This window comes from Mesorhizobium caraganae (assembly GCF_016836705.1).
In the GTDB taxonomy this organism is placed as follows: Bacteria; Pseudomonadota; Alphaproteobacteria; order Rhizobiales; family Rhizobiaceae; genus Mesorhizobium; species Mesorhizobium caraganae.
This window is the reverse complement of record NZ_JAFCGY010000010.1, coordinates 131745-156982: the sequence shown is the minus strand read 5'-3', so window position 1 is coordinate 156982 and position 25238 is coordinate 131745. Positions and strand designations below refer to the sequence as shown.

32 protein-coding genes and 2 pseudogenes are annotated in these 25238 nt (G+C 63.3%); 10 read left to right on the top strand and 24 right to left on the bottom strand.

Features of this window, described 5'->3' with window-relative positions; translation table 11 throughout:
• Window positions 1-9: 9 nt before the first annotated feature.
• Window positions 10-618 carry a YqgE/AlgH family protein gene (locus tag JQK88_RS19115; RefSeq protein ID WP_023668405.1) on the bottom strand — a complete coding sequence of 203 codons (609 nt, stop codon included), beginning with the start codon at window positions 616-618 and terminating at the stop codon, window positions 10-12.
• Window positions 619-833: 215 nt separating this feature from the next.
• Between JQK88_RS19115 and JQK88_RS19110 the strand changes: the two genes are divergently transcribed.
• From JQK88_RS19110 to JQK88_RS19100, 3 genes are all read left to right on the top strand, one after another.
• On the top strand, window positions 834-1640 hold the full coding sequence (locus JQK88_RS19110; RefSeq protein ID WP_192256356.1) for a protein-disulfide reductase DsbD domain-containing protein: 807 nt from the start codon (window positions 834-836) through the stop codon (window positions 1638-1640).
• 110 nt (window positions 1641-1750) lie between these two features.
• Entirely contained in the window at window positions 1751-2227 is a 477-nt protein-coding gene (locus JQK88_RS19105) for a peroxiredoxin (protein ID WP_192256354.1), read from the top strand.
• 87 nt (window positions 2228-2314) lie between these two features.
• Window positions 2315-2794 carry a DUF2938 domain-containing protein gene (locus tag JQK88_RS19100; RefSeq protein WP_192256352.1) on the top strand — a complete coding sequence of 160 codons (480 nt, stop codon included), beginning with the start codon at window positions 2315-2317 and terminating at the stop codon, window positions 2792-2794.
• A gap of 2 nt (window positions 2795-2796) precedes the next feature.
• On the opposite strand, the gene JQK88_RS19095 is transcribed toward JQK88_RS19100, so the two are convergent.
• The 16 genes and pseudogenes from JQK88_RS19095 to coxB form a co-directional block, all read right to left on the bottom strand.
• Window positions 2797-3456: a hypothetical protein gene (locus JQK88_RS19095; protein WP_192256350.1), complete on the bottom strand. Its 660-nt coding sequence runs from the start codon at window positions 3454-3456 to the stop codon at window positions 2797-2799.
• Between the two features lie 92 nt (window positions 3457-3548).
• On the bottom strand, window positions 3549-3860 hold the full coding sequence (locus JQK88_RS19090; protein ID WP_203279103.1) for a type II toxin-antitoxin system RelE/ParE family toxin: 312 nt from the start codon (window positions 3858-3860) through the stop codon (window positions 3549-3551).
• The gene (locus tag JQK88_RS19085; protein WP_112563904.1) at window positions 3850-4131 is read right to left on the bottom strand and encodes a ribbon-helix-helix domain-containing protein; all 282 of its coding nucleotides are present in this window, start codon (window positions 4129-4131) and stop codon (window positions 3850-3852) included. The genes JQK88_RS19090 and JQK88_RS19085 overlap by 11 nt, the downstream gene beginning before the upstream one ends.
• A 96-nt stretch (window positions 4132-4227) precedes the next feature.
• A complete protein-coding gene (locus tag JQK88_RS19080) occupies window positions 4228-4803 on the bottom strand; it encodes a histidine phosphatase family protein (protein WP_203279102.1) in 576 nt (191 codons plus the stop codon).
• A 30-nt stretch (window positions 4804-4833) separates the two neighbouring features.
• A complete protein-coding gene (gene rnhA / locus JQK88_RS19075; RefSeq protein ID WP_203279101.1) occupies window positions 4834-5379 on the bottom strand; it encodes a ribonuclease HI in 546 nt (181 codons plus the stop codon).
• Entirely contained in the window at window positions 5376-6338 is a 963-nt protein-coding gene (locus JQK88_RS19070) for a homoserine kinase (RefSeq protein WP_192256343.1), read from the bottom strand. Before JQK88_RS19070 ends, rnhA begins: the two co-directional genes overlap by 4 nt.
• A gap of 7 nt (window positions 6339-6345) precedes the next feature.
• Window positions 6346-7356 carry a 4-hydroxy-3-methylbut-2-enyl diphosphate reductase gene (gene ispH / locus JQK88_RS19065; protein WP_192256341.1) on the bottom strand — a complete coding sequence of 337 codons (1011 nt, stop codon included), beginning with the start codon at window positions 7354-7356 and terminating at the stop codon, window positions 6346-6348.
• Between the two features lie 171 nt (window positions 7357-7527).
• A complete protein-coding gene (locus tag JQK88_RS19060) occupies window positions 7528-8283 on the bottom strand; it encodes an SURF1 family protein (RefSeq protein WP_192256338.1) in 756 nt (251 codons plus the stop codon).
• Window positions 8280-8666 (bottom strand): DUF983 domain-containing protein, encoded by a 387-nt coding sequence (locus JQK88_RS19055; RefSeq protein ID WP_203279100.1) that lies wholly within the window; start codon window positions 8664-8666, stop codon window positions 8280-8282. Before JQK88_RS19055 ends, JQK88_RS19060 begins: the two co-directional genes overlap by 4 nt.
• A gap of 22 nt (window positions 8667-8688) precedes the next feature.
• A pseudogene (locus tag JQK88_RS37805) lies at window positions 8689-8819 on the bottom strand (L,D-transpeptidase family protein); the annotation flags it as partial.
• 94 nt (window positions 8820-8913) lie between these two features.
• On the bottom strand, window positions 8914-9795 hold the full coding sequence (locus JQK88_RS19050) for a cytochrome c oxidase subunit 3 (RefSeq protein ID WP_142866750.1): 882 nt from the start codon (window positions 9793-9795) through the stop codon (window positions 8914-8916).
• 1 nt (window position 9796) lies between these two features.
• The gene (locus JQK88_RS19045) at window positions 9797-10423 is read right to left on the bottom strand and encodes a cytochrome c oxidase assembly protein (protein WP_142866751.1); all 627 of its coding nucleotides are present in this window, start codon (window positions 10421-10423) and stop codon (window positions 9797-9799) included.
• 8 nt (window positions 10424-10431) lie between these two features.
• Entirely contained in the window at window positions 10432-10593 is a 162-nt protein-coding gene (locus JQK88_RS19040; protein ID WP_488551028.1) for a cytochrome c oxidase system small membrane protein, read from the bottom strand.
• Window positions 10590-11534 (bottom strand): heme o synthase, encoded by a 945-nt coding sequence (locus JQK88_RS19035; RefSeq protein WP_192256332.1) that lies wholly within the window; start codon window positions 11532-11534, stop codon window positions 10590-10592. Before JQK88_RS19035 ends, JQK88_RS19040 begins: the two co-directional genes overlap by 4 nt.
• Before the next feature lie 70 nt (window positions 11535-11604).
• Window positions 11605-13257 carry a cytochrome c oxidase subunit I gene (ctaD, locus tag JQK88_RS19030; RefSeq protein ID WP_192256330.1) on the bottom strand — a complete coding sequence of 551 codons (1653 nt, stop codon included), beginning with the start codon at window positions 13255-13257 and terminating at the stop codon, window positions 11605-11607.
• Window positions 13258-13295: 38 nt separating this feature from the next.
• Entirely contained in the window at window positions 13296-14192 is an 897-nt protein-coding gene (gene coxB / locus JQK88_RS19025) for a cytochrome c oxidase subunit II (protein WP_203279099.1), read from the bottom strand.
• 364 nt (window positions 14193-14556) lie between these two features.
• Here coxB and JQK88_RS19020 point away from each other — a divergent pair, with 364 nt between their 5' ends.
• The 6 genes from JQK88_RS19020 to JQK88_RS18995 all read left to right on the top strand — a co-directional run bounded on the left by JQK88_RS19020 (window position 14557) and on the right by JQK88_RS18995 (window position 18677).
• Entirely contained in the window at window positions 14557-15105 is a 549-nt protein-coding gene (locus JQK88_RS19020) for an invasion associated locus B family protein (RefSeq protein ID WP_192256326.1), read from the top strand.
• Between the two features lie 6 nt (window positions 15106-15111).
• Entirely contained in the window at window positions 15112-15609 is a 498-nt protein-coding gene (locus tag JQK88_RS19015; RefSeq protein ID WP_203279098.1) for a GNAT family N-acetyltransferase, read from the top strand.
• Between the two features lie 83 nt (window positions 15610-15692).
• Complete coding sequence (gene tldD, locus JQK88_RS19010) at window positions 15693-17105, top strand: metalloprotease TldD (protein WP_203279097.1); 1413 nt, start codon at window positions 15693-15695, stop codon at window positions 17103-17105.
• Between the two features lie 75 nt (window positions 17106-17180).
• Window positions 17181-17456: an AbrB/MazE/SpoVT family DNA-binding domain-containing protein gene (locus JQK88_RS19005; protein WP_142866757.1), complete on the top strand. Its 276-nt coding sequence runs from the start codon at window positions 17181-17183 to the stop codon at window positions 17454-17456.
• The gene (locus tag JQK88_RS19000; RefSeq protein ID WP_192256321.1) at window positions 17443-17832 is read left to right on the top strand and encodes a type II toxin-antitoxin system VapC family toxin; all 390 of its coding nucleotides are present in this window, start codon (window positions 17443-17445) and stop codon (window positions 17830-17832) included. Before JQK88_RS19005 ends, JQK88_RS19000 begins: the two co-directional genes overlap by 14 nt.
• A 191-nt stretch (window positions 17833-18023) precedes the next feature.
• Window positions 18024-18677, top strand: coding sequence for a transglutaminase-like cysteine peptidase (locus tag JQK88_RS18995; RefSeq protein ID WP_376740433.1), 654 nt, complete (start codon window positions 18024-18026; stop codon window positions 18675-18677).
• 7 nt (window positions 18678-18684) lie between these two features.
• Here JQK88_RS18995 and JQK88_RS18990 read toward each other — a convergent pair whose 3' ends face one another.
• Complete coding sequence (locus JQK88_RS18990) at window positions 18685-19920, bottom strand: class I SAM-dependent RNA methyltransferase (RefSeq protein ID WP_203279096.1); 1236 nt, start codon at window positions 19918-19920, stop codon at window positions 18685-18687.
• A complete protein-coding gene (locus tag JQK88_RS18985) occupies window positions 19917-20681 on the bottom strand; it encodes a TlyA family RNA methyltransferase (RefSeq protein WP_203279095.1) in 765 nt (254 codons plus the stop codon). Before JQK88_RS18985 ends, JQK88_RS18990 begins: the two co-directional genes overlap by 4 nt.
• A 148-nt stretch (window positions 20682-20829) precedes the next feature.
• Between JQK88_RS18985 and JQK88_RS36305 the strand changes: the two are divergent.
• A pseudogene (locus tag JQK88_RS36305) lies at window positions 20830-21229 on the top strand (GFA family protein).
• Here the strand turns inward: JQK88_RS36305 and JQK88_RS18980 are convergent.
• From JQK88_RS18980 to JQK88_RS18960, 5 genes are all read right to left on the bottom strand, one after another.
• Entirely contained in the window at window positions 21226-21510 is a 285-nt protein-coding gene (locus JQK88_RS18980; RefSeq protein WP_203279094.1) for a hypothetical protein, read from the bottom strand. The pseudogene JQK88_RS36305 and the gene JQK88_RS18980 sit on opposite strands and share 4 nt — an antisense overlap.
• A 209-nt stretch (window positions 21511-21719) precedes the next feature.
• Window positions 21720-23633, bottom strand: a complete 1914-nt coding sequence (gene dxs / locus JQK88_RS18975) for a 1-deoxy-D-xylulose-5-phosphate synthase (protein WP_203279093.1) — start codon at window positions 23631-23633, stop codon at window positions 21720-21722.
• Window positions 23634-23742: 109 nt separating this feature from the next.
• Window positions 23743-24663 (bottom strand): pirin family protein, encoded by a 921-nt coding sequence (locus JQK88_RS18970; RefSeq protein WP_203279092.1) that lies wholly within the window; start codon window positions 24661-24663, stop codon window positions 23743-23745.
• A gap of 10 nt (window positions 24664-24673) precedes the next feature.
• Complete coding sequence (locus JQK88_RS18965) at window positions 24674-24940, bottom strand: DUF2277 domain-containing protein (RefSeq protein WP_181058335.1); 267 nt, start codon at window positions 24938-24940, stop codon at window positions 24674-24676.
• Window positions 24941-24985: 45 nt separating this feature from the next.
• On the bottom strand, window positions 24986-25237 hold the full coding sequence (locus JQK88_RS18960; protein ID WP_142866766.1) for an exodeoxyribonuclease VII small subunit: 252 nt from the start codon (window positions 25235-25237) through the stop codon (window positions 24986-24988).
• Window position 25238 lies beyond the last annotated feature (1 nt).

The window sequence follows — 25238 nt, the reverse complement described above, 5'->3', positions numbered from 1 at the left end:
GCTGCCAGGTCAGGCGTGCCCGGCCGCCAGGCTCAAATGCGCCAGGTCGATGCCGATGGACGCCAGGATGCGGTCGTATTTGCGTTCGATGTCGGCGTCGAACAGAAGCTCCGGCGTGGCCGGGCAGGTCAGCCAGCCATTCTCGGCGATCTCGGTTTCCAGCTGGCCAGCGCCCCAGCCGGAATAGCCGAGCGCCATCAGCGCGCGGCGCGGGCCGCGGCCGGACGAGATGGCGCGCAAGATGTCGACGGTGGCGGTCAGGCAGATATCATCGGAGACGGTTAGCGAGGATTCCACCCGGTAGTCGCCCGAATGCAGCACGAAGCCGCGGCTGCGGTCGACCGGGCCGCCATTGCGCACGACGAAGTCGCGCGCCTGCGCCGGCAGCCTGATCGCCTCCTGCTCGTTCATGATGCCGAGCTGCACCAGGAGGTCGGGAAACAGCATCTGCTGCGTCTGGTTGATGATCAGGCCCATGGCGCCTTCGTCGCTATGCGCGCAGATATAGATGACCGAGCGCGTGAAGCGGTCGTCCTTCATGCCGGGCATGGCAATCAGGAACTGGTCGTCGAGAAAGCCGCGTCCGCCGGCCGTCTTTTTGTGGCGCAACAAGTCCATGGAGCGGAGCGTAACGCGTTTCCGGAGCGCCGAAAAGGTGCGCCGCGCGCGATTCGCCCAAAGCCCAACAGCTGGAACAACGGATTCCTGACTACCAATTTCCCCCGACGGAATGCTTGAACTCGACTGTTCCTCGCCCAAAAGTCACGCAAATATGATACGCAGAGCGCCATGAAAACATTGCGCGGCCATGAACGGACGATCAAATCACCACCATGCAAAGCTTGAAAATCCTGCTGCTCGGCGCCGCCATCGGATGCGGAGCCGCCCTTCCCGCCGCGGCTTCCTCTTCGGACTGGTACAACAGCGAAGGCGGCAAGGTGCGGCTGGTGACATCAGGCAAGGCGGACGAGGCAGGCCGCATCCATGGCGTGCTCGACATTGCGCTCAAGCCCGGCTGGAAGACCTATTGGCGCGACCCGGGCGATGCCGGCGTGCCACCGCAGATCGATGTTTCGGCCAGCACCAACATCACCGATGCGGCGTTTTCCTTCCCGCCGCCGCAGCGCCATGACGACGGCTACGGCAAATGGGCCGGCTACAACCATCCGGTTTCGCTGCCGGTGACATTCACCCTGTCATCGCCTGGGGATGCGGCCGTCATCGATGCCGACATCTTTCTCGGCATTTGCGAGACGATCTGCATTCCGGTGCAGACGCGGTTGAGCGTCGATCCCGCCGCCGATCCCGACAATGCCGAGGATGCGGCCCTGGTGAAGGCGGCCCTCGCCACCTTGCCCGCCCCTGCCAAAGCCGATTTCGGCATCAAGATCCTGCCTGGCGACCACGAGACGCTGGTCGTCGAGGCGACCTTTCCCGGCGATCCGGAGGCGGCGGATTTCTTCGTCGCCGGCGAGCGCGACTACATGTTCGGGGCGCCTGCGCGCAGCGAAAAGGACGGCCGGCTGGTGTTTACCATACCGATCCTCGACCGACCGTCGGCGATACCGACCGATGGCGGGTTGTATTACACCCTGACAAGTGCGGAAGGCGCGGTCGAGGGCGTTCTGCCGTTCCCCTGATACAAGTCCCGATCCAGGCTTTCCCTTGATCCAGGCCTTGTCGGCGGTTGCGGGAGATGCCTGATTTCGCTATCGCAAGAAACCTTCCCTGCTTTCACACGAGAACCATCATGACCATTGCCGTTGGCGACAAACTGCCCGATGCGACCTTCAAGGAAATGACCGCCGACGGCGCCAAGGTGATCACCTCGGCCGAGATTTTTGCGGGCAAGAAGGTGGTGCTGTTCGGCGTTCCCGGCGCCTTCACGCCGACCTGCAGCAACAACCATCTGCCGGGCTATCTCGAGAACCACGACGCCATCCTGGCGCGCGGCGTCGACACCATCGCCGTCGTCTCGGTCAACGACGTCCATGTGATGGGCGCCTGGGCCAATTTCACCGGCGGTCAAGGCAAGATCCTCTATCTGGCCGATGGGACTGGCGACTTCGCCAAGTCGATCGGCCTCGATTTCATAAGCAACGATATGGGGTTGCGCGCGAGACGCTTTTCGATGATCGTCGACAATGGCAAGGTCACCGCGCTCAATGTTGAGACCAAGCCAGGTGTCGACACTTCAGGTGCGGCTCACATTCTGAGCCAGCTCTAACTTTTGGTGGCTGAGTCGGGTCATGAACGCATGGCCTGACCACGGCGCGCGTCCTGCCGGATTGCCTGCTTTTGGGGGACATCGACGATGTTTGACGTCATCTGGCGCAGTGTTGCGATCGGCATAGGCGCCACGGTGCTGATGGACCTGTGGGCGCTGTTCCTGCATCTGGCGCTCAGTCAGCCACGGCCGAACTGGGGGCCGCCCGGCCGCTGGGTCTGGCATCTCCGGGACGGCAAGGTTTTCCATGACGACATCGCCCACGCCGCGCCCTACGCGCATGAGACGGCGCTGGGCTGGGCCTTCCACTATTTCACCGGCATCGTCTACGGCATCATCCTGGTGGCGCTGGTGGGCAAGGCGTGGCTGGACGCACCGACCTTCCTGCCGGCCTTCATTCTCGGCATGGTCACTATTGGCGCCGGCTGGTTCCTGCTGGCGCCCGGCATGGGCGCCGGCTGGGCCGCTTCAAGACGCCCCAACCCGATGCAGATCCGCGCCTTCAACGTGATTTCGCACACGGTGTTCGCGCTCGGCCTCTACGGCACGGCCCTGCTGATCCGCTAACCCTATTCGCTGACGGTGCGTGGCTTCATCGCGGCGACAGTGCCGATGATTTCCTGACGCAGCGCATCTTTCTCCGCCTCGAATTGTTCCCGCGTGATGCTGCGCCCGCCGGTGGCGGTGACGCCGAATTCCTCCAGCACGGATTCATAGCGCGCCTTCCATCGGATCACGTGCCCGGTCATCGCCTGGGTGAGCGCCGGCACCGAGCCGGGATGCGCCGGCAGGCCGCAGGATTGCGTGGTCCGCGCATCCGCCGCCAGCATGACGACGTTCCAATCGTCGAAGCCGATGAGATCCATCTGGGCATAGAGGAACGCGCCATGCTCACCGTCCCAGGTCGGCTGGTCGATGACCAGAAAGGGCATGGCGCGGCAATAGCCATGGCGCGCCGCCATCTCGCTGTTGAAGGTCCCCGTGCGCACCTGAAGCCGGTATCTGGCCGCGGCGAAAAGAGCGATGTAGTCGTCCGCCGTGCGCATGATGTTGCGCTGATCGTCCGGCGCGAAGCCGGCTTCGCGCAGGAAGGCGCCGATCTTCGGATCGTCCCAGAGTTCCTTCGAGAAAACGCGCGTCACGCCATCGGCATCCGGCGTCGGGCGCATCATTTTCTTGAGATCGGCAAAGCTGTGCTGCTGCTTGCCGAAAGTCCTGCGTCCGAACATCGCCGCGCCTCATCGCCAAGGTCGATTGCGCCGTTCTATCACCCAGGGATGAAATCGACTTTAAGCCAAAGCCTAGAATTGCTGGCTTCTGGTCAGAACAGATGGCGCAAGTCTCTTCGCCCGTCCACGACGCGCACTATCTCGACGCACTCGACTAAGCCGTCGTCTGTATCCGGGATCGTTTCGTAAAGCAGCAGGAACGGCGCCTCGACCAGCATTCGGGTTGAGGGACGGATGTCGGGTCGCCTCACGCCCATGCGTGGCTGATCGGCCAATTGCATGGCCCGCGTCTCCAGCCGGTCGTAGTAGCGGTCGGCTTCTCGAAGGCTTTCGCCGCCTATTGTCAGATAGATGTCAATCAGGTCAGCTCTGGCCGCTGGCGACCAGACTACCCTAGCGGCCATTCGACGAGGCTTTCACCAGCCGCTGTCGAGCTTCCTTTCTCAGCGCGTCAAAGTCTACAGGCTCCGGCTTCCCGCTTGCCTTGCCTTCATCCCATAGCTGACGCAGCCGGCGCACGTCCTCTTGTCGAAGCTCGCGCTTGGTGAGCCAATCACGCATCGCCTCGCGCACGATCTCACTCGTGGTGGCGTATTCACCCGCTTCCACTGCCTCGCGCATGGTCGCCGCCTGTTGCGGCGTCACGGCCACGCTTATCTTTTCCACGTTTGCCATAGGATCTTACTCTTCCTCTAAGGTAGTAAATAATACTCCTTTTGCTCCTCCCCAACAATCCGATTGCTGCACTGCGGATTGCCGCTTCTGGCCGTATCAGCGGCCGTCGATCGGTCGCCATCCGTGGAGGATGCTGCGCGCGCCGATATCATAGGCGAAATAGTTGCCGCCGCCGGCCGGCTGATCCGCCTCGCGGCTGATCTGGCGATTGCTGAGTGAAAGCAGCAGCAGCGTTCCGACGCCACCATGGCCGACGAAAGCAATGTCGCCGCCAACGGCGGCGTCTAGTACAGCCTCGACCTCGCTCACAATGCGCTGCTGGGCATCGATGGCACGCTCCCAACCGCGAATGCTTTTGTGCGGATTGGCGAAGAACCGGTCGGCGACTGCCTCAAACTCCGGCGGTGGCAGGAAGCCGGTTGCCGAGCGGTCGTTCTCATGCATGCGTTCGCGCACCTCGACCGTGAGGCCAAGCTGCCTGGCCAGTATCTCAGCGGTTTCTATCGCCTTGCGCTCCGCCGACGAGACGACACGCCGGATCGAGCCGACCCATGGCTGCTCGAGCATGGCCAACGCCCTCGCCCGTCCGATCTCGGACAGTCCCCATTCCGGCACGGGAACGTTGGCATCGATCTGAACCTGGGGATGGGTGATGTAGTATGCAATCGGCACGGGTGAGGTTTCCTGCCGGGAAGCCTAAACTCAATAGCTCTGGGTCGAGCGCCGCGCTCTTGGGGTCGCCGGCTGCTTGGCCGGCGCGGCCGGCCTCAGCGCGGCTGCAGGCTTCGGGGTTGCAGATGCGGCCGAGCCCTTCTTGAACGGCGCCATGCCTTCCCTTGCGAGTTCGTCGGCGCGTTCGTTCTCGGTGTGGCCGGCATGGCCCTTGACCCAGTTCCAGGTCACCTTGTGACGCCGGTTGGCCTCGTCCAGCGCCTGCCAGAGCTCACCGTTCTTGACCGGCTTCTTGTCGGCGGTCTTCCAGCCGTTCTTCTTCCAGCCATGGATCCACTTCGAGATGCCGTCCATGACATATTTGCTGTCGGTGTGAAGCTCGACGGCGCACGGCTCCTTCAGCGCATTCAGTGCCGAAATGGCGGCCAGCAGTTCCATGCGGTTGTTGGTGGTCTCAGCCTCGCCGCCCGACAATTCCTTGGTCTTGCCGTTGAAGCGCAGGATGGCGCCCCAGCCGCCGGGACCGGGATTGCCCGAGCAGGCGCCGTCGGTGAAGATTTCAACCTGCTTGGTCATGTCAGTCCATATTCCGAAGGTGACCTGATGGCGCGGTGGAAGCGCATGCGGCGGATATATTCGGTCGGATCGCGCTTCATGACCAGCCCGCCATCGGGAACGGTCAGCCAGTCATAGAGCCGGGTCAGCATGAAGCGCAGCGCCGAGCCGCGCGCCAGCATCGGCAGCGCCGCCTTCTCACCATCGCTCAAGGGCCGCACGCTCTGATAGCCGGCCAGCAGCGCCGTGCCCTTGGTCAGATTGAAGGAGAAATCCTTCTCGAAACACCAGGCGTTGAGGCAGGTGGCGACGTCATAGGCGTAGAGGTCGTTGCAGGCGAAATAGAAGTCGATCAGGCCCGACAGTTTTTCGCCGAGGAAGAAGACATTGTCCGGGAACAGGTCGGCATGGATGATGCCCGCCGGCAGGCCCTGCGGCCAATGGCGTTCGAGATCGGTGAAATCGGCGTCCACCTCGGCGGCCAGTCCCGGCTCGACCTCATCGGCGCGCTCGCGTGAGGCGTTCCAGAGCTTGCGCCAGCCGTCGATGGCCAGCGCGTTGTCGCGCGTCATCGCAAAATCCTGGCCGGCGAGATGCAGGGCGGCCAGTGCCTTGCCGACTTCGCCGCAATGCGCCGCTGTCGGCCGCCGCAGCGACAGGCCTTCGAGAAAGGTGATGATGACCGCCGGGCGGCCAGCCAGCGTGCCGATGACAGTGCCGTCATGCGCGGTTACCGGCAGCGGGCAGGAAATGCCTTTGCGGGCGAGATGGCCCATCAGACCGAGGAAGAACGGCAGGTCGGCCTTGTCGACGCGCTTTTCGTAGAGCGTGAGGATGTAGGAGCCGCTCGATGTGTGCAGCAGAAAATTCGAATTCTCGGTGCCTTCGGCAATGCCCTTGTAGGACAAGAGTTCGCCGACCGGATAAGCCCTGAGGAACGCGCCGAGTTCGCCCTCGTTGACATCGGTGTAGACCGCCATGGGCTGTTCACGCGGCTCCGTTGACGAAGGCCATATCGGCCCGCGTCAGTTCGACATCGCGCAGAACCCGCATGACTGGAAAATCCTCCGTTTCGGTCGCGGTGATCGCAAGATCGATGGTCACCTCGAAGCGCTGGCGGAAAGCGTCGATGATCTCGTCGACGATGATCTCCGGCGCCGACGCGCCGGCCGACAGGCCGAGCGTCGAGATGTCAGCGATGTCATTCCACGGAATTTCGGAAGCGCGCTGTACGAGAAGCGACATGGTGGCGCCGGCGCGCTCCGCCACTTCGACAAGTCGGCGCGAATTGGAAGAATTCGGCGCGCCGACGATCAGATAGAGATCGGCGCCGGCGGCGGTGTCCTTGACCGCTTCCTGGCGGTTGGTGGTGGCGTAGCAGATCGATTCGGCGGCCGGCGCATGCAATTGCGGGAAACGCTCCTGCAGCGCCCGGATGATGCCGGCGGTGTCTTCGACCGACAGCGTCGTCTGGGTGACGAAGCCGAGCGCCTCAGGGTTGGCCGGCGCAAAGGTAGCGGCGTCGGCTTCTGTCTCGATCAGCGTCACGGCGCCTTCCGCCAGCTGGCCCATCGTGCCGATCACCTCGGGATGGCCGGCATGGCCGATCAGAAGCACATGGCGGCCGAGTCGCTGGTGGCGCATCGCCTGCTTGTGCACCTTCGACACCAGCGGACAGGTGGCGTCGAGATAGAAGAGTTCGCGCGCCTGGGCGTCGGCCGGCACCGATTTCGGCACGCCATGGGCCGAAAACACCACAGGCGACTTGCGATGCTCGGGCGGGATCTCCGACAGTTCCTCGATGAACACCGCGCCGAGGCTTTGCAGGCCTTCGACGACATAGCGGTTATGCACGATCTCGTGGCGGACATAGACCGGCGCGCCGTATTTCTTCAGCGCCAGCACGACGATCTGGATGGCGCGGTCGACGCCGGCGCAAAAGCCGCGCGGCTGGCAGAGCCGGATCGTCAAAGGAGGCTTGGTCTTGGTGTGAAGCATCTAATCCGGGCCGGTTGTTCAGAGGCGAAATGAGGTGTGCACCCCTGCCCTGTCAAGGGCAGCAGCGCATGACCCCGAAAATCGGAATCGATTTTCGGAAAGGATCATGCGCCAAACCAAAAGTGTTACAGCGTCCTTTGCGCGTCCAAAAGGACGCGCGGCGCTGTAATATCATTCAGGCTTTGCCGGGCGGCGCAACCTGATGACGAGAACCGCGGCAAGGGCGGCGGCAAGGCCATACCAAGTGAACGCATATTGCAAATGCGAGTTCGGCAGATCGATGATGGTGATGCCGCCGACCGGCAGCCCACCGGGGTTCGGCGTCTTGTCGGCGTCGATGAAGATCGGCACCAGCACGGCACCCGCGGGCAGGCCGGCGCTTGCCGCCATGACGTCGCGGTCCTTCCAGTAGAAGATGTTCTTGGCCACATCGTTGTCGGGCAGCATCATCGACGGCTTTGCCGGCAGCGGATTGCGCGCCAAGCCGGTGACCGTCACCTTGCCCGTCACCTGCCCTTGCGGGCGTTTGGCGGCGTCCTTGAGATCGTAGGGCACGAAGCCGCGGTTGATCAGCACGAAGCGGCCATCGTCGAGCGTCAGCGGCGTGTAGACATTGAAGCCGGCGTCACCGTCCCAGGTGGCGTAGAAATGCCGCTCGCCGGAATGCAGGAACGTCCCGCTGACGGTGACCGGCGTGTAGTCGACATCGCCGGTGGCGGCGAATTCCTTCTCGACGTCCGCCAGTGGCCGTGGCGCCGAGTGGGTGCGCTGGTCGATGGTCGCCAGCAGGCCTTCCTTCCAGTGCAGGCGCTGCACCTGCCAGGTGCCTAGCCCCAGCAGGATGACGAACAGCACCAGGCCGAGGCCGAGCAGCAACGCCGTCTTCGGCCGCGAACGGCCGGTGGTTTTGGCCAGCGCCTCGCTCATTGCTCGTGGTCCAGCCGGCCTTCAGCAGCCTTGTTGGTGTATTGCAGCGTCAGCAGCACGCCTTTGATCAGCCTCAGCGCCGTCAGACAAAGCGCCACCGCCAGCGGTATCCAGATGATGAAATGCAGCCAGAGCGGCGGGCTCAGCGTCACTTCCACCCACAGCGCCAGCCCAACGATGATGAAGCCGATGATCAGGATGACGAACACGGCCGGGCCATCGCCGGCATCGGCATAGGAATAGTCGAGGCCGCAATTCATGCAGCGCTTGCCGACGGTCAGGAAGCCGAAGAACAGCCGCCCTTCGCCGCAACGCGGACACCGGCCGTGCAGGCCGGCCGAAATCGGCTCGATGGGTGGCCAGATCGCCCTATCTTCACTCATGGATAGTGTCTTCGCTCATGTTCTACGGCTCAATTTCGATCGGCGTTCCATCCGGCACCATAGCCCAGATTTCATCCAGTCGAAGTCGGTAACCCCAATGCAGCCATCGGTCCAGTCGACCAATTGAAGCAGCCAGCCCAGCCAGCCGAAACCGCAGACCATGGATGGGCGCCAAAAAGAAGAAAGGCGGCCGCATTGCCGCGGCCGCCTTTCTGATTCCTTGGGATTGATTCCCCGATGAAAGCCGTCAGTGGCCTTCGATCAGCGCGCCGGCCGATCCCCAGACATAGATCGCGCTGAACAGGAACAGCCAGACCACGTCGACGAAGTGCCAGTACCAGGCAGCCGCCTCGAAGCCGAAATGCTGCTTCGGCGTGAAGTCACCCTTCATGGCGCGGATCAGGCAGACCAGCAGGAAGATGGTGCCGATGATCACATGGAAGCCGTGGAAGCCGGTCGCCATGAAGAAGGTGGCGCCATAGATGGAATCCTTGAAGCCGAACGGCGCGTGAATGTACTCGTAAGCCTGCACCATGGTGAACAGCATGCCGAGGCCGACGGTCAGCACCAGGCCGTTAATCAGGCCTTTGCGGTCGCCATGGATCAGCGAGTGGTGCGCCCAGGTCACCGTCGTGCCCGACAAAAGCAGGATGATGGTGTTGTAAAGCGGCAGATGGAAGGGATCGAGGACCTCGAGACCCTTCGGCGGCCAGACGCCGCCGGTAAAGGCGGTGCGGGCATATTGCTGCACCTCGCCCGGAAACAGGCTGGCATCGAAATAAGCCCAGAACCAGGCGACGAAGAACATCACTTCCGAAGCGATGAACATGATCATGCCGTAGCGCAGATGCAGCGACACGACGCGCGTGTGATGCCCTTCATGCGCTTCCTTGATCGTGTCCGACCACCAGGCGAACATGGTGTAGAGGACGATGACCAGGCCGATGAAGAACAGCCACGGATTGGCGATGTTGTGGCCGAAGACCGGGAAATCGCCATTCTTGAGATACTGCATCAGGGCAACGCCGCCGACGGCTGTGACCAGCGCGCCGATGGAGCCCAGGAAGGGCCACGGGCTCGGGTTGACGAGATGGTAGTCGTGTTGTGGTTTTGCGTGCGCGTCTGCCATATCAACCCCCGAGATTTGCTTCGGTATCTGAAACTTTGGTGGTGCTGTCCGGCGCCGATGAAGCGACCGGTTTGTTCTTTTCGACCGGGAACATGGTGTAGGACAGGGTGATCGTCTTCAAGTCCTTCAGTTCCGGCACGTTGACGATGTCTGGATCCACATAGAACACGACCGGCATGTCCAGCGTCTCGCCGGGCTTCAGTGTCGTGTCGGTGAAGCAGAAACACTCGACCTTGTTGAAGTAAGGGCCTGCCAGCTCCGGCTGCACGTTGAAGGTGGCGCGGCCGGTGACGGCGCGGTCGAACTTGTTGGTGGCGCTGTAATGCGCCTGCGTGGTCTCGCCGATCTTGATGGTGACCGAGCGGGCGACCGGCTGGAACTGCCAGGGAATGCCATTGGTGTTGGCGTCGAAGCGTACAGTGATGTCGCGGTCGAGGATGCGGCCGGCATATTGCTTCTCGGCGCGCTGCGTGGTGCCGCCATAGCCGGTGGCCTGGCAGAACATCTTGTAGAGCGGCACCGCGGCGTAGGCCATGCCGATCATGCCGCCGAAGAAGGCGACGCAGACGGCGGCGACCACGCGGTTGGTGTTTTTCTTCCCGGGGTCGGTCATGGTCTGGCGGGTCATCGTCGGCCTCACATCGATCCGGTATGGCCGAATTTGACGATGGTGATGACGTAGAAAACGACAACCAGCGCCGCCAGCGCCAGGCCGATCGCGGCCGAACGGTTGCGCCGCGCCTTCTGCTGGCGCTCGGTCAGCGTGACCAGTTCAAGCTTCTTGTCGATCATGGTCATGCTCCACCGATGGCCAGAGCGCGACCGACGACGCAGTCGGCCAGATAGATGGCGAAGATCGCAAACAGGTAGAGCAGCGAATAGGCAAACAGCGCCTTGGCCGGCTTCATGACGCGGTCGTCATCGGTCATGCGCAGCACTTTCCAGGCATACCAGACAAAGCCGGCGCCGAGCGCCAGCGAAGCCATGCCGTAGCCCGCGGTGGTGAAACCGAGCACCCAGGGCAGCACGCCGATCGGCGCAAGGATCAGCGCATAGGCAAAGATCTGGCGGCGTGTCGAGGCCTGGCCGGCGACATTGGGCATCATCGGAATGCCGGCCTTGGCGTAGTCGTCGGACTTGAACAGCGCCAGCGCCCAGAAATGCGGCGGCGTCCACAGGAAGATGATCAGGAACAGGACGAGGCTTTCGAAGCTGACCGTTCCGGTTACCGCCGCCCAGCCGATCACCGGCGGAATGGCGCCGGCGGCACCGCCAATGACGATGTTCTGCGGCGTCGAGCGCTTCAGCCACATCGTGTAGACGACGGCGTAGAAGAAGATGGTGAAGGCGAGCAGTGCCGCCGACAGCCAATTGACCAGCACGCCAAGCGTCATCACCGACAACGCCGACAGCACAAGGCCGAAACTCAGGGCTTCACCGGGCAGGATGCGGCCGGACGGGACCGGGCGGCCGGCGGTCCGGCTCATCACGGCATCGATGTCAGCGTCGTACCACATGTTGAGCGCGCCCGAGGCGCCGGCGCCAATGGCGATCGCCAGGATTGCGACCATCGCTATCAGCGGGTTGACGGTCACGGGCGCCGCCACCATGCCGACAAAGGCCGTGAACACCACCAGCGACATGACGCGCGGCTTCAAGAGGGCGAAAAAGTCGCCCGCCGTGGCTTCCGAAATTCGAAAGCCCGCTTCGTCAATCAATGGGTCGTCGACCAGGGCCATGCGTAGTTGAGTCCAATCATTCCGTTGGCCGAAACCGCCGGCGGGCCGGCGGTTTCGTATTCGGGCTGCCTTACTTGATCTTCGGCAGCTGTTCCCACTGGTGGAAGGGCGGCGGCGAAGGCAGCTGCCATTCGAGCGTGGTTGCACCCTCGCCCCATGGATTGGCGCCGGCCACCCGCTTCTTCTGGAAGGCTTCGAAGACGCCATAGAGGAAGATCACCACGCCGACGGCCGAGATATAGGAACCGTAGGACGACACCATGTTCCAGCCGGCAAACGCGTCGGGATAGTCGATGGTGCGGCGCGGCATGCCGGCGAGGCCGAGGAAATGCTGCGGGAAGAAGATCAGGTTGACGCCGACGAAGGTGACCCAGAAGTGGGTGTTGGCGATCACCGGCGAGTACATGTAGCCGGTCATCTTCGGGAACCAGTAGTACCAGCCGGCGAAGATGGCGAACACCGCGCCCAGCGAAAGCACGTAGTGGAAGTGAGCGATGACGAAATAGGTGTCATGCAGCGAGCGGTCGAGGCCGGCATTGGCGAGCTGGACGCCGGTGACGCCGCCGACCGTGAACAGGAAGATGAAGCCGAGCGCCCACAGCATCGGCGTCTTGAACGAGATCGACCCGCCCCACATCGTCGCGATCCAGGAGAATATCTTCACGCCCGTCGGCACCGCGATGACCATGGTGGCGAAGACGAAGTAGCGCTGCGTATCGAGCGACAGGCCGGTCGTGTACATGTGGTGCGCCCAGACGATGAAGCCGACGGCGCCGATCGCGACCATGGCGTAAGCCATGCCGAGATAGCCGAACACCGGCTTCTTCGAGAAGGTCGAGACGATGTGGCTGATGATGCCGAAGCCCGGCAGGATCAGGATGTACACCTCGGGGTGGCCGAAGAACCAGAACAGGTGCTGGAACAGCAGCGGGTCGCCGCCGCCATCCGGGGTGAAGAAGGTGGTGCCGAAATTGCGGTCGGTGAGCAGCATGGTGATGCCGCCGGCCAGCACCGGAAGCGACAACAGCAGCAGGAAGGCGGTGATCAGCACCGACCAGGCAAACAGCGGCATCTTGTGCAGCGTCATGCCCGGCGCGCGCATGTTGAAGATGGTGGTGATGAAGTTGATGGCGCCGAGGATCGACGAGGCGCCGGCAATGTGGATCGACAGGATCGCCAGATCCATGGCCGGTCCGGGCTGGCCGGAGGTCGACAGCGGCGGATAAAGCGTCCAGCCGCCACCGACGCCGTAGGCGCCGGGCGCGCTCGGCATGAAGGCCGAGGCGATGAGCAGGATGAAGGCCGGCGGAAGCAGCCAGAACGAGATGTTGTTCATGCGCGGGAAGGCCATATCGGGGGCGCCGATCATGATCGGCACCATCCAGTTGGCGAAGCCGCCGATCAGCGCCGGCATGACCATGAAGAAGATCATGATCAGCGCGTGCGCGGTGCCGAAGGCGTTGTACATGCTCTTGCCGCCGTCGATGGCGGCATCGCCGTTCATGCCGTAGACCATCTGCGCCAGGCCGGTGAAGATCTGGATGCCGGGCTCCTGCAGCTCCATGCGGATGACGACCGAAAGCGCCCCGCCGACGATGCCCGCGAAGATCGCGAAGATCAGATAGAGCGTGCCGATGTCCTTGTGGTTGGTGGAGTACACCCACCGGACCCAGCCATGATAGGGCTTGTGGTCGTGGTCGTCGTGAGCTGCAGCTTCTGCCATGGTCGGCTCCGTTCCCTAATTCTTGCTAACCCGCGGCATCAATTGCCGGCGGCCGCTACCTTGTTGGTACCGTCGACCTCGGCCATCAGCGCCTTGTTGGCGCCGGGAAGGTCGGTCTTGGCTGCTGCCAGCCAGGTCTTGTACTGCGCGTCGGAGACGACGCGGATGGCGATCGGCATGAAGGCGTGGTCCTTGCCGCAGAGCTGCGAGCACTGGCCGTAATAGAGGCCTTCCTTCTCCGCCTTGAACCAGGTCTCGTTGGTGCGGCCGGGGACAGCGTCCATCTTGATGCCGAAAGCCGGCATGGCGAAGGAGTGGATGACGTCGGTCGCGGTGACCAGGACACGGGTCATGGTGTTGACCGGCACCACCAGCTCGTTGTCGACCGCCAGGAGACGCGGATAGACCTTGCGGTCTTCCTTGCCGATCGCCGCGCGATCGGCATCCTGAAGGATGGCCGAGTTGAAGGAGAGCGTGTTCTCGGTCTGGTACTCATAGTCCCAGTTCCACTGATTGCCCGTCGCCTTGACGGTCAGCTTGGCCTCTTCCGGCGGCGTGTACTGCGCGGTCAGAAGTTGGAACGAGGGAATGGCGATGAAGAGCAGGATCACGACCGGCCCGACGGTCCAGATAACCTCGATCAGCGTGTTGTGGCTGGTCCTGGACGGAACCGGGTTCGCGCTGGCGCGGAACCTGAAGATGCACCAGGCAAGCAGAGCCAGAACCAGCACGGTGATCGGGACGACGAACCACATCGTGTAGTTCCCGAACCACTCGATCTGCCGCATCATGTCGGTCGCAGGCGGCTGAAAACTCATTTCCCATGGCTGCGGCTGGGCCGCATGAGCGGAGGCACCGGCGAAAAATGCGGCGGCAGCGCCTGCTGTTGCCATCAATTTGGCGCTTGTTGGGAATTTTCTCATCGCCGTCATCATCTCCCGGTTCCCTGCCGTCGTGGCGCAGGAATATCGTACATCGCCGGGATGGGAATCCCGGACAGTCCCAAGGCTGGTTCAAACCATACTCTATTTCCCTCCGCAAGAAAGGAGCGGCCAAAACCGTGCGGCATTTTTGCGCGCAAGCGCGAGCGCGCCGTTTCAACGGCCTCGCGGCTTGCGCGGATCGTCGACAGATGGGCTATGCGGGCTTGTGGCCGGAATGCGCCCGACGGTCGCAATTCGGGCGAATTTGCTAGGGAAAAGCGCATTATTGCGCTTGCCGGGGCTGACCGGCGGTCGCCCTATCCTTTACTTGGCCTTGGCGCGGCTTAAAGTGCCGTGATTCGCTAATGGAGCCGTCATGACCTCTTGGCTTTCGAGAAACTCCTGGCTTTCGAGAAGCGGGGCGAAGGTCATCTTTCTCGCCGCCCTGATCGGTATCGGCTCGTCCGCAACCGGCATCGCCAATGCAGCGCAGCCGAGCGGCACGGTCAAGTCGACGCATGGCGCGTGGTCGATCATCTGCGACACGCCGGCCGGCGCCACCTCGGAACAGTGCGTGATGATGCAAAACGTCGTCGCCGAGGATCGCCCGGAAATGGGACTTTCGGTCGTGGTGCTGCGCACCGCCGACAACAAGGCCGAGATCCTGCGCGTGCTGGCGCCGCTCGGCGTGCTGCTGCCCAACGGGCTCGGCCTCAATGTCGACGGCAAGGATATCGGCCGCGCCTATTTCGTGCGCTGCTTCCAGGACGGCTGCTATGCCGAGGTCATTCTTGAAAAGCCGCTGCTCGACACGCTGAAGACCGGGACGTCGGCCACCTTCATCGTCTTCCAGACGCCGGAAGAAGGCATCGGCATCCCCGTCGACCTCAAAGGCTTCGCCGACGGTTTTGCCGCCCTGCCGTGAGCCCAATTGTCCGTGGCCCTGAAGCTGCTCGCTCCCAACGATTTCGAGACCTTCAAGCGAATTCGCCTGGAGGCTTTGCGTGTTTGCCCCGAGGCCTTCGCCAGCAGGCTTGCGGATTGGGAAAGTCTGCCGGATGAGGAATGGCGGCAGCGCCTAACGAACAACCCGGTTGTCGTCAGCCTCAGCGGCGATGAACCCGTCGGCATAATGGGCCTGATGCGGCAGCAGGCCAGCAAGATGGCGCACCGCGCCACCATCATCATGGTTTATGTGCGCGACACAGAGCGCGGCGGCGGGCGTGCCGTTGCGATGCTCGATTTTTTGCTCGACCATGCCCGGAGATTGGGTATCAGGCAGGTCGAACTGGCGGTAAGCGCGGAAAATCCGGCGGCAACGCGATTTTATCAACGCGAAGGTTTTCATGAAATCGGCCGCATCCCCGCCGGCTTTCTTTACGAAGGCCGGGAGATTGACGAAATCATGATGGCGCGGCGGCTGACTTAGGGGCTTCTGTGTTTCCGTCGCGGAGATTGCCGAACAGCGCCCCGGCGCCTACATGCGGTGAAACCGTTGTTGAAGGATCCACCATGAACAGCCTGATCGGCCAATTCGACATTTCAGACGATCGCATCAAGCGGATCGTCGCCGACACCCTTAACGGCGCCGATGACGGTGAGCTGTTCCTCGAATACAGCGAGAGCGAAGCGCTGATGTTCGACAACGGCAAACTGAAGACCGCCAATTTCAACACCGACCAGGGTTTTGGCCTGCGCGCCGTGGCCGGCGAGGCCAGCGGCTACGCCCATTCCAGCGACCTCTCCGAAGCGTCGCTGCTGCGCGCGGCGGACGCGGTGTCGACCGTCAAGGGCGGCTATTCCGGCACCCTTGCCGCGGCACCCGCCCGCACCAACCGCCATCTCTACGGCGACGAGAACCCGATCCCCTCGCCTTCCTTCGAGGTCAAGGCCAAGCTGTTGCAGGAAATCGACGCCTGGCTGCGGGCCGAGGATCCGCGCGTACGCCAGGTGACGGCCTCGCTCGCCGCGTCCTGGCAGCATGTCGAGATCGTCCGCGCCGACGGCCAGATGGTGCGCGATATCCGCCCGCTGGTCCGCATCAACGTCTCCGTCGTGGTCGGCGATGGCGACCGCCAGGAAAGCGGCTCCTACGGCATGGGCGGGCGCAAGGCGTTCGGCGAGTTCCTGGTCGAGGACAGCTGGAAGCATGCGGCACGAGAGGCGCTCAGGCAGGCGCTGGTCAATCTCGAAGCCATCCCGGCGCCGGCCGGCACGTTCGACATCGTATTGTCCAGCGGCTGGCCGGGCGTCATGCTGCACGAGGCCGTCGGCCACGGGCTGGAAGGCGATTTCAACCGCAAGAAGACGTCGGCCTTCGCTGGCCTGCTCGGCCAGCAGGTGGCGGCCAAGGGCGTCACCGTCGTCGATGACGGCACCATGCCCGAGCGGCGCGGTTCGCTCACCGTCGACGATGAAGGCACGCCGTCCGCCCGCAACGTGCTGATCGAAGACGGCAAGCTCGTCGGCTACATGCAAGACCGCCAGAACGCCCGGCTGATGGGCATGAAGCCGACCGGCAACGGCCGGCGCGAAGGCTATGCGCACCAGCCGATGCCGCGCATGACCAACACCTACATGACGGCGGGCGACATGGAGCCGGACGAGATCATCGCCTCGGTCAAGAACGGCATCTATGCCGTCTCCTTCGGCGGCGGCCAGGTCGACATCACCTCAGGCAAGTTCGTGTTCGGCTGCACCGAGGCCTACATGATCGAGAACGGCAAGGTGACGCAGCCGATCAAGGGCGCCATGCTGATCGGCAACGGGCCGGACGCCATGCACCGTGTGTCGATGATCGGCAACGACATGAAGCTCGACAACGGCATCGGCATGTGCGGCAAGGCCGGCCAGGGCGTGCCGGTCGGCGTCGGCCAGCCGCATCTCAGGATGAACCAGATGACGGTGGGCGGCACCAGGGTTTGAGGTGCCAATCCGCCAGGCTGGAACAGCTGACGCAATAAGGATATCTTACCTTTGTCTTACACAAAGGCGTGCGCGATGGCTGCTACAGAAAAACTTACAACGACCGTCTCCACCAAGGGACAGGTAATCCTGCCCAGCGCGATCCGGAAGCGCAAAGATTGGGGTGCGGGCACACGCCTGCAGGTCGAAGATACGCCGGACGGAGTGCTTTTGAAATTGGCGCCGGCCTTTGCCCCGACGCGACCAGAAGATGTCTTCGGTGTCCTACCGCACAGTGGCAGGCCGAAGACTCTGGAGGAGATGGACGCGGCCGTCCTTGCGGAAGCCCGGCGGCGCAATGCTCGCGATTGATACCAACGTTATCGTCAGGTATTTGACGAACGACGATCCGGAGCAGTCCCCGCGAGCCCGGCGGCTGATCGATGGTCAACCCGTCTTTGTCGCCGTCACGGTAGTCCTGGAGGCCGAATGGGTGCTGCGCAGCGCCTATGGCTATGGCCAAGCCGCGATCGTGGGCGCGCTGCGACGGTTCGGCGGGTTGCCCACGGTTGAACTGGAAGACGCTGCGATTGTCTCCTCTGCGCTCGATCTGTCCGAAGCGGGAATGGATTTTGCAGATGCGCTGCATCTGGGGAAAGCAGCTCATTGTGCTGGCTTTGCAACCTTTGACCGCAGTTTCCTGAAGGCTGCAAAGGCGGCCGGACATGATGGCGTGCAGGAAGCATAGCAAAGATGCGCGCCGGTAGCGGCCTGCCGCTCGACGTCACCCTGAATGCGCGGGCTATTTTCCAACTTCAAATCTCAGCCGGCACCTTGAAGCGAACACAATTCACATTAGGAAATTAGTAACTGTTGAACTGCCTGGGTACGGCGTTTGTGCACAAACGCCGTACCCAGCTTCTCGTTGCGGTGTTGGTGATGGCAATGCGGCCCGGCGTCCTGGCTCTCCTCCTTGGCTTCGTTTCGTTGATTGGCGCGACAGCGCTGCATGCCGGCACGGCGGCGGCACAGTCGACATGGTTCAAGGCACGGTCGACGCAATCCGCCGCCGCCGTGGGCGGAAGCACCAGCGTCCCCTACGGCTGGGTCGATTTCTGCCATCGCCGGCCAAAAGAGTGCAAGGTGCCCGCTCTGCCGGCCGCCGACGTCAAGCTGACCGCGCAGAAGCTGAGCATCCTCAAGCGGGTCAATCAGAAGGCGAACAGGTCCATCAAGCCCATCAGCAATTTCGATCACTGGGGCACCATGGAAGACCACTGGGACTATCCTGTGGACGGCAAGGGCGACTGCAAGATCTACGCGCTCTACAAGCGCAAGCTTCTTCTGCAGGCAGGTTTCCCCCGGCAGGCGCTGTTGATGACGGTGGTGCGCGACCTCAACAATGAAGGCCACACCATCCTGACGGTGAAGACCGACAAGGGCGATCTTGTCCTGGACAATCTGGTCGATGAGATCAGGCCCTGGAACGCGACGGGCTATTATTTCCTGAAACGCCAGTCGCGGCAGAACCCAAACAATTGGGTGTCGATCAACCAACGCGGCGGCACGCCGAAGCGGATGTCGCCAAGCTAGGCTGCGGCTACCGCCGTCTCTTTGGCTTCTCCAGCAGCGCCACCGCCTCGACATGCGGCGACCAGAGGAACTGGTCGATCGGCGTGACGCTTTTCAGCACGTAGCCGCCATCCATGAGGATGCGTAAATCCCGGGCCAGCGTCACCGGGTTGCAGGAGACGGCGGCGACGAACGGCACGTCGGAGCGGGCGATCTGCTTCGACTGGTCTTCGGCGCCGGCGCGCGGTGGGTCGAAGACGACACCGTCGAAGGCGTTCAGCTCCTTGAACGTCAGCGGGCGCCGAAACAGGTCGCGGCGTTCGCCGGTTACCCGCTTCAGGCCGGTGGCGAAGCGTGATCCGCGGTCGAGAGCCGACAGGGCGGCCGCATCGCCTTCGACCGCATGCACCTCGGATTTCGCCGCCAGCCGAAGCGCAAAGCTGCCGCAGCCGGCGAACAGATCAGCGACTTTCTTGGCGCGTTTCAGATGTCCGCCAACGATATCGGCCATCGCCTGTTCGGCGGCTTCGGTTGCCTGCAGGAAGGCGCCGGGCGGTACGGCGACAGCGACTGTGCCGAACACGACCACCGGTTTTTTCGGCTCGATGACGATCTCGTCGTCGATCGAAAGCCGGGCAAAACCGTTGGCCATGACGAAGTTGGAGGCGACCCGGCGCTGGTTCTCACCCAGCTTGCCTGACTCATAGACCGCGACGTCGAGGCCCGAACCCGTCACCGTGACCACCATGCGGAACGACTTGGTGGTGGCACAAACCAGGTCGGCGACCGATCGCAAGCGATCGAGTGCTGCGACGATCTCCGGCAGCGAGATCGGGCATTCCTCGATGGGGATGATTTCCGGCGACAGATGGCGATGGAAGCCAAGCAGCATGCCGGTGTCGGTGCGCCGGGCGGCAAGCACAACGCGGCGGCGTGTGTGTGGTGCACACGGCACCAATGCGCCGATGTCGCCGGCAATGCCTTTCAAGGCGTGCACGACTTTGTCGCGTTTCCACTGGTGGTAGGCGTCGGCCTCGAGATGCTGGACGGCGCAGCCGCCGCATTCGGTGAAGTGCCGGCAGGCCGGGTCGATGCGCCGCGGCGAGGCTTCCAGCACCGCCATCAGCGTGGCGCGATCCCTCTCGCGCGCCGCGGTGACGGTTTCGCCGGGCAGCGTGAAGGGAATGAACAGCTCGCCGGTTTCCGTCTCGGCGACGCCATCGCCTTGCGAGCCCAGTCTCTTGATGGTGAAGCGCGTGCTCATCGGTCCTTGATCCCACCGAGCAGGAATTCGCGGTTGCCGTCGCCGCCTTCGATCGGCGACATGTGCAGACCCAGTGTGCGCCAGCCAGGGACGCCTTCGAGCCATTCCTGCAGCAGGCCGGCAACGCGGGCGGCGTCATAAGGGTCTTTCAACAGGCCGCCCTTGCCGATCGCCTCGCGGCCGGCCTCGAATTGCGGCTTGACCAGGAACACGGCACGCGCTCCCGGCCTGGCGATGGCAAGCGCCGGCGGCATCGCCAGTTTCAGCGAAATGAAGCTGACGTCGGAAACGATGAAATCCGGGATACGGCCGCCGAGATCGGCGGCCGTGAGCTCGCGGGCGTTCAAGCCCTCGATCACGGTGACGCGCGGGTCGGACGAGACATCGCGATGCATCTGGCCGTGGCCGACATCGATGGCCGTAACGTGGACCGCACCGCGCTCGAGCAGCACCTGCGTGAAGCCGCCGGTCGAGGCGCCGATATCAAGGGCTTCCGAGCCCGAGGGATCAAGACTGAAATGGTCGAGCCCCGCAATCAGCTTCAGCGCCGCGCGCGAGACATAGCCTTGCGCGGGATCGTCGATGACGATGAGGCATTGCGGCAGGACGGTCTGGCCGGGCTTGCGGGCGACCACGCCGTCGACTGAGACAGTTCCACGCTCGACCGCGTCGCGGGCGCGCGAGCGGCTTGCAAACAGGCCGCGCTGGACGAGCAATTCGTCGAGCCGCTGGCGTGTGCTGGCTGGCAGAGGGGAGTTCATCGGCCTTCATGGCGAAAGCCGGTCACGAAGGCAAGGACATTGGATGAGAGAGGCGAGAGAAGCTGGCCGGCCCGCCGCCGGTTGATAATCGCACCCAGTCCGGCAAGATGCCTGCTCGGGATGGCCCGGGCAATGCGGAGGAGGAGGAATGCTGACGGGAACCTGCCATTGCGGCGCCGCCCACTGGACCCTGGAGGGCGACCCCGGCCCGATCACCGCTTGCAACTGCACGCTTTGCCGCCGCTACGGCACGCTGTGGGCCTATGATTTTGTCGACGAGCGCATCCGCGTTGCGGGACCTCTGCGTTCCTATACGCGGGCCGGCAAGGAGACGCCGTCTTTCGAGATCCTGTTTTGCCCGACCTGTGCCTGTGTGCTTGCCTGGCGCGGCTTGCGCAGCAGCGACAGCGGCCGCACGCGGATCGCCGTCAATGTCAGGCTGGCGCCGCCCGAGGCGGTCGCGGACCTGCCGATCGATCATTTCGACGGGCTGGACACTTTTGACGATCTGCCGCGCGATGGGCGCTGTGCGCGATATGTGGTTCTAGAAAATGGTGCGCGAAACCTCACGCTCGACGGCGGGCGTCAGCCCGTCACCGGCGTCGCCGAAAGCCTGCTTGGGCGAGCTCTCGACGGGCGCAGCCGGTACGTCCGGCACGACGACGAGCTGCGGCACCTGCTTGTAGGAGAAGCCGCCCCTGATGTTGCCCATCTTGCCGGCGACGATCTCGACCACCGCCTGTTCGAGCTTGCGGTCATAGCGGGTTTCGGCCACGGCCGGCGCGGCGATGACAGCCAAAAGGGCCGCGCCGCACAGAAGCGTTCGCATTGTTTTTTAACTCCCTGCCTTGGTCGGGTTCTAGCAGGGCGGCGTTGAAAAACGGCCAAAAGACACGGTAAGCGAAACGCCAAACAGAAGCGTTAACAGAGCGTTACGGCTAGAGCGCTTGACGCAATTCCGGACGGAAAACCGCTTCACACTTTTCCTGGAATTGCTTTAGAAGCCGGCAAACCGCTTCAAAGGCGTGAGATTTTGATTCAGGCGCGCTGCGCGCGCGCGGAATGGCCGAGCGCAACGAACACGGTGCGCACAATGCCGGCGGCATCGAGCCCGGCGTCGGCATACATTTTTTCCGGCTTGGCGTGGTCGGTGAACTCGTCCGGCAGCACCAGCGGGCGCACTTTCAGGCCGCTTTCCAGCAGGCCTTCATGGGCGAGGAACTGCAGCACATGGCTGGCGAAGCCGCCGACAGCGCCCTCTTCCACCGTCACCAGCACTTCGTGCGAACGGGCGAGCCGGCGGATCAGATCCTCATCGAGCGGCTTGGCGAAACGGGCGTCGGCAACCGTCGTCGACAGCCCAGCAGCACCGAGTTCCTCGGCGGCGATCAGGCAATCCTGCAGCCTGGTGCCGAAGGACAGGAGCGCCACCTTGGTGCCTTCCTTGACGATGCGGCCCTTGCCGATTTCGAGCACCGAGCCGCGCTCCGGCATGTCGACGCCGACACCGTTGCCACGCGGATAACGGAAGGCAATGGGGCCTTCGTCGTAATAGGCGGCGGTGCGCACCATGTGGCGAAGCTCCGCCTCATCGGCGGCCGCCATGACGACGAAGCCCGGCAGCGTCGCCAGGAAGGTGGTGTCGAAGGCGCCGCAATGGGTGGCGCCGTCGGCGCCGACAAAGCCGGCCCGGTCGATCGGGAAACGCACCGGCAGTTTCTGGATCGCCACGTCGTGGACGACTTGGTCATAGGCGCGCTGCAGGAAGGTCGAATAGATGGCGGCGAAGGGTTTGTAGCCTTCGGTGGCGAGGCCGGCGGCAAAGGTCACCGCATGTTGCTCGGCGATGCCGACATCGAAGGTCCGGGCGGGAAACGCCTCGCCGAACAGGTCGAGGCCGGTGCCGTTCGGCATGGCGGCGGTGACGGCGACGATGCGGTCGTCGGCACGGGCTTCCTGGATCAGGCTTTCGGCGAACACCTTGGTGTAGGCCGGCGCATTGGCCGGCGCCTTGGTCTGCGCGCCGGTGATGACGTCGAACTTGTTGACGCCATGATATTTGTCGGGCGCGGCCTCGGCCGGGCCGTAGCCCTTGCCCTTCTGAGTCACGACATGGATCAGCACCGGGCCGTCGGCATTGTCGCGGACATTCTTCAAGACCGGGATCAGATGTTCGAGATTGTGCCCGTCGATCGGCCCGATATGGTAGAAGCCGAGCTCCTCGAACAGCGTGCCGCCGGTGACGTAGCCGCGCGCATGTTCGACCGCCCGCGTGATGGCGCGATCGGCGCGCTTGCCGAGATAGGAGGTCAGTTTCTTGCCGAAATCGCGCAGGCCGAGATAGGTCTTGCCCGACGCGAGCCGCGCCAGATAGGCGCTCATGGCGCCGGTCGGCGGGGCGATCGACATGTCATTGTCGTTGAGGATGACGATCAGCCGGGCATCGAGCGCGCCGGCATTGTTCAGCGCCTCGAAGGCCATGCCGGCAGACATCGCGCCGTCGCCGATGACGGCAATGACATTGTTGTGGCCGCCCGAGAGGTCGCGCGCCATGGCCATGCCGAGGCCGGCGGAAATCGAGGTCGAGGAATGCGCGGCGCCGAACGGATCGTATTCGCTCTCGGCGCGCCGGGTGAAGCCGGACAGGCCGCCCTCCTGGCGCAGCGTGCGGATGCGGTCGCGGCGGCCGGTCAGGATCTTGTGCGGATAGGCCTGGTGGCCGACATCCCAGATCACGCGGTCTTCCGGCGTGTTGAAAACATAGTGCAGCGCCACGGTCAGTTCGACGACACCGAGGCCGGCGCCGAGATGCCCCCCCGTATGCGAGACGGCATCGATCAGCTCGGCACGCAGCTCCGAGGCCAGCTGCGGCAGCTCGCTTTCGTCAAGCTTCTTCAGGTCGGCTGGAATGCGGACCTTGTCGAGAAGCGGCGTATGCAGCGTTGCGTTCACTGTTTAGGAGCCTGCCCAGCTATTTTCGTTCATGCGCGTTGATCATGGGCGAAATATGCCTCCGCCCGCCGAATGTAAATGCGTGTCAGTGACGCGGGTGTTGCTGGCGTTAATTGTCCGGTAACGGAATGAACTCTTCCTCATCTCCAGGAACGATATCGAAGCGGCCCGTCTTCCATTCCTGCTTGGCCTGTTCGATGCGCTCCTTCGACGATGAGACGAAGTTCCACCAGATGTGGCGTGGCGACCCCAGCGAAGCCCCACCAAACAGCATGAAATGGGCGCCGCGTTCGGATGAGACGACGATTTCGTCGCCGGGCCGGAACACCAGCAGCCGCTCGGCCGGAAAACGGTCGCCCGAGATCGAGACATCGCCATCCAGCGTGTAGATGGCGCGTTCCTCGGCGTCGGCTGGAATTTTCACGCTGGCGCCGGGCGCGAGGCGCAGATCGGCGTAGAGTGTCTCGGTGTCGGCTCTTACCGGCGAGCGCAAACCCTGGAAATCGCCGATCACCACGCGGCCGCTGACGCCTTCGGCGTCGATTTCGGGCAGAAGCAGCGCCGCGGTGTTCTCGAACACCGGCGCCACCTCCTCCTTGCCGTCGGGCAGCGCCAGCCAGGTCTGCAGGCCGGAGACCGACATCGGCGCGCCGCGCAGTTCTTCGGGCGTGCGCTCGGAATGAACGATGCCGCGGCCGGCGGTCATCAAATTCACGTCGCGCGGCTGGATGACCATCTCGTTGCCGAGCGAGTCGCGGTGCCTGATCTTGCCGTCGAACAGATAGGTGACGGTGGAAAGCCCGATATGCGGGTGCGGCCGGACATCGAGCGCCTGGCCGGCGCGCAATATGGCCGGACCCATGCGATCGAAGAAGATGAAGGGACCGACCAGCCGCCGCCTTGCCGTCGGTAGAGCGCGGCGAACCTGAAAACCGTCAATGTCCTTGGCGTTCGGAATGACCATCAGCTCAATCTGGTCGCTGGCGAAGGCGTCGCCAGGCTCAGGGTCCCGGCCGGGGAAAAAACTCATCTGGATATCCTCAGGCGAAGCGCAGCGCCGATTTGGCTTTTGCCTTGGCTGCCACCTCTTCGCGATTGCGCGGATGGTGTGTGGTTTCCAGCGAATGCAGCAATTCATGCGCCGATTCAGCAATCGCCTCGACGGCGCGGTCGAAGGCCGCCTGGTTGCGCTGCGAAGGGCGCGTCGTTCCGCTCAATTTGCGCACGAACTGAAGGGCGGCGTCGCGGATCTCGTCATGGGTTGCCGGCGGATCGAAGTTGAACAGGGTCTTGATGTTTCTGCACATGCTTGAACTCCTTACCTGCTTTCTCTGCCCGCCCCGTTTGACAAATTACTCCGCGTCGAGCGGCTCGGTTCCCACCGGCTTGCCGTCACGCGACAGCCTGATCTTCTCGACCTTGTCTTCGGCCGACTTCAGCAACCGGTCGCAATGGGCCTTCAGCGCCTCGCCGCGTTCATAGATCCTGATCGACTGATCGAGCGGCACGTCGCCGCGTTCGAGATCATCGACGATCTTTTCGAGCGCGTCGAGTGCCTGCTCGAAGCTCATCGCCTTGACGTCTTCATTTGCTTCGCCAGCCATA

Bases quoted from the DNA above. Each gene is read 5' to 3' on its own strand.
- JQK88_RS19115 (WP_023668405.1), bottom strand. From the start codon at position 618: ATGGACTTGTTGCGCCACAAAAAGACGGCCGGCGGACGCGGCTTTCTC.
- JQK88_RS18965 (WP_181058335.1), bottom strand. From the start codon at position 24,940: ATGTGCAGAAACATCAAGACCCTGTTCAACTTCGATCCGCCGGCAACC.
- JQK88_RS19000 (WP_192256321.1), top strand. From the start codon at position 17,443: ATGCTCGCGATTGATACCAACGTTATCGTCAGGTATTTGACGAACGAC.
- JQK88_RS19070 (WP_192256343.1), bottom strand. From the start codon at position 6,338: ATGGCGGTCTACACCGATGTCAACGAGGGCGAACTCGGCGCGTTCCTC.
- JQK88_RS19105 (WP_192256354.1), top strand. From the start codon at position 1,751: ATGACCATTGCCGTTGGCGACAAACTGCCCGATGCGACCTTCAAGGAA.
- JQK88_RS19050 (WP_142866750.1), bottom strand. From the start codon at position 9,795: ATGGCAGACGCGCACGCAAAACCACAACACGACTACCATCTCGTCAAC.
- JQK88_RS18960 (WP_142866766.1), bottom strand. From the start codon at position 25,237: ATGGCTGGCGAAGCAAATGAAGACGTCAAGGCGATGAGCTTCGAGCAG.
- JQK88_RS19100 (WP_192256352.1), top strand. From the start codon at position 2,315: ATGTTTGACGTCATCTGGCGCAGTGTTGCGATCGGCATAGGCGCCACG.
- rnhA (WP_203279101.1), bottom strand. From the start codon at position 5,379: ATGACCAAGCAGGTTGAAATCTTCACCGACGGCGCCTGCTCGGGCAAT.
- JQK88_RS19110 (WP_192256356.1), top strand. From the start codon at position 834: ATGCAAAGCTTGAAAATCCTGCTGCTCGGCGCCGCCATCGGATGCGGA.
- JQK88_RS19055 (WP_203279100.1), bottom strand. From the start codon at position 8,666: ATGAGTGAAGATAGGGCGATCTGGCCACCCATCGAGCCGATTTCGGCC.
- JQK88_RS19095 (WP_192256350.1), bottom strand. From the start codon at position 3,456: ATGTTCGGACGCAGGACTTTCGGCAAGCAGCAGCACAGCTTTGCCGAT.
- JQK88_RS19085 (WP_112563904.1), bottom strand. From the start codon at position 4,131: ATGGCAAACGTGGAAAAGATAAGCGTGGCCGTGACGCCGCAACAGGCG.
- JQK88_RS18985 (WP_203279095.1), bottom strand. From the start codon at position 20,681: ATGAACTCCCCTCTGCCAGCCAGCACACGCCAGCGGCTCGACGAATTG.
- JQK88_RS18995 (WP_376740433.1), top strand. From the start codon at position 18,024: ATGGCAATGCGGCCCGGCGTCCTGGCTCTCCTCCTTGGCTTCGTTTCG.
- JQK88_RS19040 (WP_488551028.1), bottom strand. From the start codon at position 10,593: ATGACCATGATCGACAAGAAGCTTGAACTGGTCACGCTGACCGAGCGC.
- JQK88_RS19035 (WP_192256332.1), bottom strand. From the start codon at position 11,534: ATGGCCCTGGTCGACGACCCATTGATTGACGAAGCGGGCTTTCGAATT.
- JQK88_RS19005 (WP_142866757.1), top strand. From the start codon at position 17,181: ATGGCTGCTACAGAAAAACTTACAACGACCGTCTCCACCAAGGGACAG.
- JQK88_RS19045 (WP_142866751.1), bottom strand. From the start codon at position 10,423: ATGACCCGCCAGACCATGACCGACCCCGGGAAGAAAAACACCAACCGC.
- JQK88_RS19020 (WP_192256326.1), top strand. From the start codon at position 14,557: ATGACCTCTTGGCTTTCGAGAAACTCCTGGCTTTCGAGAAGCGGGGCG.
- tldD (WP_203279097.1), top strand. From the start codon at position 15,693: ATGAACAGCCTGATCGGCCAATTCGACATTTCAGACGATCGCATCAAG.
- coxB (WP_203279099.1), bottom strand. From the start codon at position 14,192: ATGATGACGGCGATGAGAAAATTCCCAACAAGCGCCAAATTGATGGCA.
- ispH (WP_192256341.1), bottom strand. From the start codon at position 7,356: ATGCTTCACACCAAGACCAAGCCTCCTTTGACGATCCGGCTCTGCCAG.
- JQK88_RS19060 (WP_192256338.1), bottom strand. From the start codon at position 8,283: ATGAGCGAGGCGCTGGCCAAAACCACCGGCCGTTCGCGGCCGAAGACG.
- JQK88_RS18980 (WP_203279094.1), bottom strand. From the start codon at position 21,510: ATGCGAACGCTTCTGTGCGGCGCGGCCCTTTTGGCTGTCATCGCCGCG.
- JQK88_RS18970 (WP_203279092.1), bottom strand. From the start codon at position 24,663: ATGAGTTTTTTCCCCGGCCGGGACCCTGAGCCTGGCGACGCCTTCGCC.
- JQK88_RS19090 (WP_203279103.1), bottom strand. From the start codon at position 3,860: ATGGCCGCTAGGGTAGTCTGGTCGCCAGCGGCCAGAGCTGACCTGATT.
- ctaD (WP_192256330.1), bottom strand. From the start codon at position 13,257: ATGGCAGAAGCTGCAGCTCACGACGACCACGACCACAAGCCCTATCAT.
- JQK88_RS18990 (WP_203279096.1), bottom strand. From the start codon at position 19,920: ATGAGCACGCGCTTCACCATCAAGAGACTGGGCTCGCAAGGCGATGGC.